General features: G+C 40.3%; 7 protein-coding genes. 3 read left to right on the top strand and 4 right to left on the bottom strand.

Translation table 11 applies throughout. The features are described 5' to 3' along the window. The coding region (locus tag QZY09_RS21195) for a GH32 C-terminal domain-containing protein (RefSeq protein WP_295675819.1) at positions 1–184 on the top strand (184 nt) is incomplete at its 5' end. Positions 185–673: 489 nt separating this feature from the next. Here QZY09_RS21195 and QZY09_RS21190 read toward each other — a convergent pair. Continuing rightward, positions 674–1396 carry a class I SAM-dependent methyltransferase gene (locus QZY09_RS21190; RefSeq protein ID WP_295675817.1) on the bottom strand — a complete coding sequence of 241 codons (723 nt, stop codon included), beginning with the start codon at positions 1394–1396 and terminating at the stop codon, positions 674–676. Positions 1397–1480: 84 nt separating this feature from the next. Between QZY09_RS21190 and QZY09_RS21185 the strand changes: the two genes are divergently transcribed. Together QZY09_RS21185 and QZY09_RS21180 are read left to right on the top strand one after the other, a co-directional pair. Then, the gene (locus tag QZY09_RS21185; RefSeq protein WP_295675815.1) at positions 1481–1675 is read left to right on the top strand and encodes a LysR family transcriptional regulator; all 195 of its coding nucleotides are present in this window, start codon (positions 1481–1483) and stop codon (positions 1673–1675) included. A 1-nt stretch (position 1676) separates the two neighbouring features. Continuing rightward, complete coding sequence (locus QZY09_RS21180; protein WP_295675814.1) at positions 1677–2363, top strand: LysR family substrate-binding domain-containing protein; 687 nt, start codon at positions 1677–1679, stop codon at positions 2361–2363. Positions 2364–2591: 228 nt separating this feature from the next. On the opposite strand, the gene QZY09_RS21175 is transcribed toward QZY09_RS21180, so the two are convergent. The 3 genes from QZY09_RS21175 to QZY09_RS21165 form a co-directional block, all read right to left on the bottom strand. Continuing rightward, positions 2592–2975 (bottom strand): DUF6232 family protein, encoded by a 384-nt coding sequence (locus QZY09_RS21175; protein WP_295675812.1) that lies wholly within the window; start codon positions 2973–2975, stop codon positions 2592–2594. Positions 2976–3089: 114 nt separating this feature from the next. After that, on the bottom strand, positions 3090–3899 hold the full coding sequence (locus tag QZY09_RS21170; protein ID WP_295675810.1) for a WecB/TagA/CpsF family glycosyltransferase: 810 nt from the start codon (positions 3897–3899) through the stop codon (positions 3090–3092). Positions 3900–4148: 249 nt separating this feature from the next. Next, on the bottom strand, positions 4149–5273 hold a 1125-nt coding region (locus QZY09_RS21165), incomplete at its 5' end, for a right-handed parallel beta-helix repeat-containing protein (RefSeq protein ID WP_295675807.1).

Here is a 5273-nt window from a genome sequence, read left to right as displayed (position 1 = left end):
CCCTCATTCACAGGTGGAGCTGGTTATTGATGCCTCTTCAATAGAATTATTTGCAGATAATGGTTTAAGTGTATTAACGAGCTTGTTTTTCCCGCACAAACCATTTAACCATTTAGTTTTTAAAAGCGAAAAGGGCGCCATTTTTGAAAATACAACGTTGATACCATTAAAATCAATATGGTAAAACGCCTTTACGAAAAACAGATTTGAAGGTCTGCTTTAGTTGATTAGTTATGGCGCTCCAGCTGAGATGGGGGCGCCTTTTTTGAACAATGTATTCTAACTTCTTATAATGGTTGATTACTATTTAGGTCAAGTTTTTTTTGTAAAAATGGCGAGAATTGCCTATTTTTATACTATAAGATTTGCAATTAAATTGTACAAAAAAAGTGGTGAGTATTTCGGTGAGTAAGAAATAAAATCCGCCTAACATATTGAATATCAATTCGGTTTGGGAGGAAAACAAATCCCTCCCTCTCCGCAAAATGCCCTCCTCAACGCAACGGCATTTTTTTTGCGCAGACACATAAGAGACTGTTCGGTTAAGCAGAGGAAGTATGACCGGGCGCGAGCACAATTGATATCCAAAACAATTTACGCTGCAGTAGCTAAGCGTTGTTGACGTCGCAAGTCATCACTTAGCTTAGATTTGAAATCTCTCTGTTTCGCTATGCTATTTTATTCCACCAAAGGCAGCAAAGCACGAATTTTTGTGTAATACCTCTATTGCACTGAATCCAACTTTTGCAAGCAAAGCAAGCTGGTAATTCAGTGAACGGGGGGTGTCTTCATAATTTACATAGTCCCAAACTTTCTGGCGGTATTCGGGGCCACCCAGCGTCTCCAAATAGTTGCTGTACTTATCCACAAACAGCTTGTTGATAAATTCGGAATCATGAGCGATTAAGTCAGATACCCAAAAGCTGCCGCCCGGTTTAAGCGCTTTATAAATTTTATTAAACATCAACTCCCAGTCGTCGTCATCGCGCAAATGATGCAGGGTGGCCGCAGCCAGGATAATATCAAAATGATTGTCCGGCAGGTCAAGGTTCCGCATGTCATTCTGGATTAAAGTAACCGTGCCCGCCGTTTGTGGTGAAACTCTTTCTTTGGCTTTTTGAAGCATCGGCATGCTCAGGTCGTTTAGTGTGCAGTTAAGGCCGGCGACCTTACTCAACATCCTAAGGGTGTAATTGCCTGCGCCGCAACCGATATCAAGCAGTTCCTTAGCCTGCGGGTTAACATATTTTGCGGCTTCCGTACAAAGCTCCATCGTTAGCGGCGCGTCGATAGTGGTTTGCTGACCGGTTTCGAGGTTCGAAAAGCGTTCGGTGTCCTTGTCAAATCTTTCCCTGATCTCCTGGTTGGTTGCCTTTTTTGAATAATCCGTTTTCATATCTATATATTGATTTGCCAAAGTTACCGGCTTTATTCATATTTGGAAAATATCAATTTTATCAATAATTGATACCCTATAGGTATGGAATTAAGACATCTTTTATATTTTAAAACAGTTGCTGAAGAATTGCATTTCCGGAACGCGGCATTAAAGCTTTTTATTTCTCAACCGCCCTTAAGTCGGCAGATAAAGGAGCTGGAAGATGAATTGGGCGTATTGCTGTTTATCCGAAAAAACAAGCGGGTAACCCTTACTGAAGCTGGTAAAATGTTTTAAAATGGAAGTGGCTGCTATTTTTGCGCACCTTGAAGAAAGCAAAAGCATTGTTAAACAAATTCATAAAAGCGAAAGTGGCGAATTAAAGATCGGCTACATCAGTTCTGTTTACCAGTCGCACCTTGCCGATGTTTTAATAGCGATGCGCGACGTGTTCCCCCATATTAAAACAAATTTATTCGAGATCCCGACGCTGATGCAGATAAAAGCACTGGAACAGGGAAGCCTTGATGTGGGTATACTGCGCGCGCCTGTACATTCAAAACAATTAAAAGTACAGTCCCTTTTTTTTGATCCCTTTATGGTAGTTATCCCTGCATCGGAATTGAAGTTCGAAACGCAAGAAGACCTTGCTGACTATCTTAACCGCAGCCCGTTCATATTTTTCAACAAGGATTTTGCGCCCCGCTACAACGACAAACTCATTGAGATATGCGGAAGGATGGGGTTTAACCCCGGGATTGTACACGAAGCCAACAATGTACACTCGATACTGCAATTGATCGAAGCCGGCCTCGGTGTATCTATTTTGCCTTGTTCGCTAAGGCAGCAATATAGTTACTTAAACGTATCGTTTATTGGATTGGAAAATATACCGGTAAACACCGAGGTTGTATTGGCTTACAAACAAACCAACAAAAGCGTAGCGCTTAAATGGTTCATTGAGCACTACCAGGAGGGAAAATAAAATGGACTCCCGGCGCTGCAATTAAACCTATGTTAAGTGGCCTGCCGTTACCCGTCGAAGCTTGAGCGAAAGATGCCGATATGTAGCGTTGCTCTGTCAAGATACCTTGATATTTAAAACGTTAACAAATCAGGAACTGCATCAAAAGATAGCATTAAATTTGAACGGCGGAAAATCAGCCATTTAATTCCCCGGCGCGGCGAAGTTTATAATAATCAGGCAAGAACGCTACATTGGCGCTGTTTTTAAATGATAAGCCCACATAGCGTAGTTGATAGCTTTAACTACTTGTTCAATATAATCCCGGTCCTTTGAGATTAAACTATCTGTTTCGCCAGATTTTGTGTTAAGATGGACAGAATATTTCTCTTCGGTAAAATACACGCTTAAAATGGAAACAAAAAACAAAATTATCCCCGGGATTCTCCAGGCATTGAAAAATATTAACAGGAAGCCGATCAAAGCCAGTACAAGTTTAAGAGCTCTGTAAACCCTAACCGAACGTGTTTTAACAGCCAAAATATTTTTTATTTCGACTACTTTATGTGCAACAATAAACCTTGTTTGTGTTACAATTACATTTTTATTTTCAAAAAAGCTGATCTCTTGCATTTGCTTTAAGTTTTGTTAGTTCGCTAAAATTTTAGTGCCCGGTAAAATCGGATATATTCCTGCTGAATAAATTACAGATCGTTAGCAATTCATTTTTGAGAAAATGCCTGAACGTTAAAAGTCAACGCGTTCGATAGCCGGATCACTGATCTTCTGACGGGCTATACCGTGCTCGACACGCCTGGTTATTATTTTCTCCTTAAATAGTAAATATAAAAAGGCTGTGTTGGTCACCATGTACCTTTTAAACAGGCGCCTTGGTTCCCGTACCAGGCGATAGAGCCATTCGAGGCTGCTTTTTTGCATCCACACTGGCGCTCTTTTTTGAAGCCCGATCAACACGGGCAAAGCGCCGCCTATTCCTATCAGGACAGCTGGTATTTTATCTTTCATTTCTGCCATCCATTGCTCCTGCTTTGGACACCCGAGGGCAACAAAAACAATATTTGCCCCTGAAGTAGCGATTTTATCAATTACAATGGTTTCTTCAGCCTCCGTAAGATACCTGAAAGGCGGCGAGTACATACCTACCACATTCAATAACGGAAATTCTTTTTCTACAAATGATCTTGTATGCTCAATAAGGCCGGACGAACCGCCATAAAAATAAACGGCAAGCTTTTCGGCAATGGAACATTCTAATAATGACGGAAGCAAACTCATACCGTCGACCCGCTCCTGCTCTATACCGTGTAATATTTTAAAACTTTTCGCTAAAGGCATACCGTCCGGCGTTACAATATCCGCCTCGTTAACTACACGTTGAAAATCTTTAGACCAATGCGCCTCAACCAGCATATGTGCATTGGCCACACATACATAGGAAGATTTCTTTTTCCTGCCCAGGTCTGAAATCGACTGAACAAATTCATCGCGTTTTCCCCTCGAAATATCTATAGATAAAATTCTTTCTTTTTTTAACATAACCCTTGATTTTGATTTTTTATAAATAGATCTTTTCCTTCATCATATTAATCTATACTTAAGGCCATGGTCTCCGCCTGCCTGAGTCCCATATAATTGAAGTACGGGCAGCCCAAAAAAATTATTGAGAAATACCCTTTCATCATGCCCAAATAGCGTTTTAGTTTTACCGTGTAAATTTATTATTAATCCTATATAAATAATAGGATTAATGAAAATATTTTTAATTTTTCACATTTCTTTTAATTTTTAATTAAGGCTTTTTAGGGACTTGTTCTTTTCTATTCGGAACTCAGGAGAAAAACTGGTTGTCTTCATAATACCAGTGCCTGAAACCCCGGTAAAATCGTTCTCCGAGATTTTCACCCCTTTCCAAATTTGCATATCATAAATCTGGATCCCGTTTTCCCCGGTGATGGTGTTTTTCCTGATTATTATATTTTCCGAATAGTGGTTTCCTGCCGATACTTTCATCTTGATACAGGAATTTCCCGGGGCGCCCAGCAGCTGGTTGTTTTGTATAGTTACATTTTTTGCCGGCCCGCGCTGTCCTATTTCAATAACGGGTGCATTGCCCTTACCACCCCGGTTATCAAAAATATTATGCTCAATCCGAGCGCTTTTAACAGTATCAAAACCTCCTATCGATAAACACAAGTTATTGGTGCCATAATTGCCGGTAATCCTGTTCCCGGTAACGATATATCCCGATCCAGTGTGGGCGGCATAGGCAATATTTGGTGTTCCGGCCCCCAATTGGATAGACCCATGCTCGATCATATTATTTGTTAAAGTGTCGTTATCCCCAACCAATTCGTACCCGCTGCGGTGGGTGCCACCACCGTTTAAATGCTTATTGTCTTTAAAAAGGCAATTATTAAACACGCCGGAAATTCCGGAGGCATCATAACCATTCCCATCAAAAGTATTACCCGTAAAAAATCCGTGGTTGAGATAGGTGCCTGCACACTCAACCGCAAAATACGCGGCGTCCTTATTTTTAAAATAATTATTTCTGAAAACGATGTTAGAACAAACCTGCGATTGAAATGAGAATGCAGCATTTATTTTATCAAGCTGGTCCCAATTGGTTATTGTATTGTTATTAAATGTTAAGCCATTTATACCTCTTACTGAAACCGCGCTGGAACCCAAATTATTGAACATACAGTTAAAAATCACCACATTGGTAATGTGATCTGTAGGACCGATCAAAAACACTGAACCATAGTTTTTTGACCCGGTGAATGAACATTTTTGGATGACCAGGTTATTAATTGATCCATTGGCGCTTAGGGTTGATTTGATACAAAAAATGTTTTTCCCCGTATTGTTTTTACCATTTGCATCAAACGCAATATTCCTTATCAGGAT

Source organism: uncultured Mucilaginibacter sp. (genome assembly GCF_903913935.1).
Lineage (GTDB): Bacteria > Bacteroidota > Bacteroidia > Sphingobacteriales > Sphingobacteriaceae > Mucilaginibacter.
This window is presented reverse-complemented; position numbering and strand designations above follow the sequence as displayed.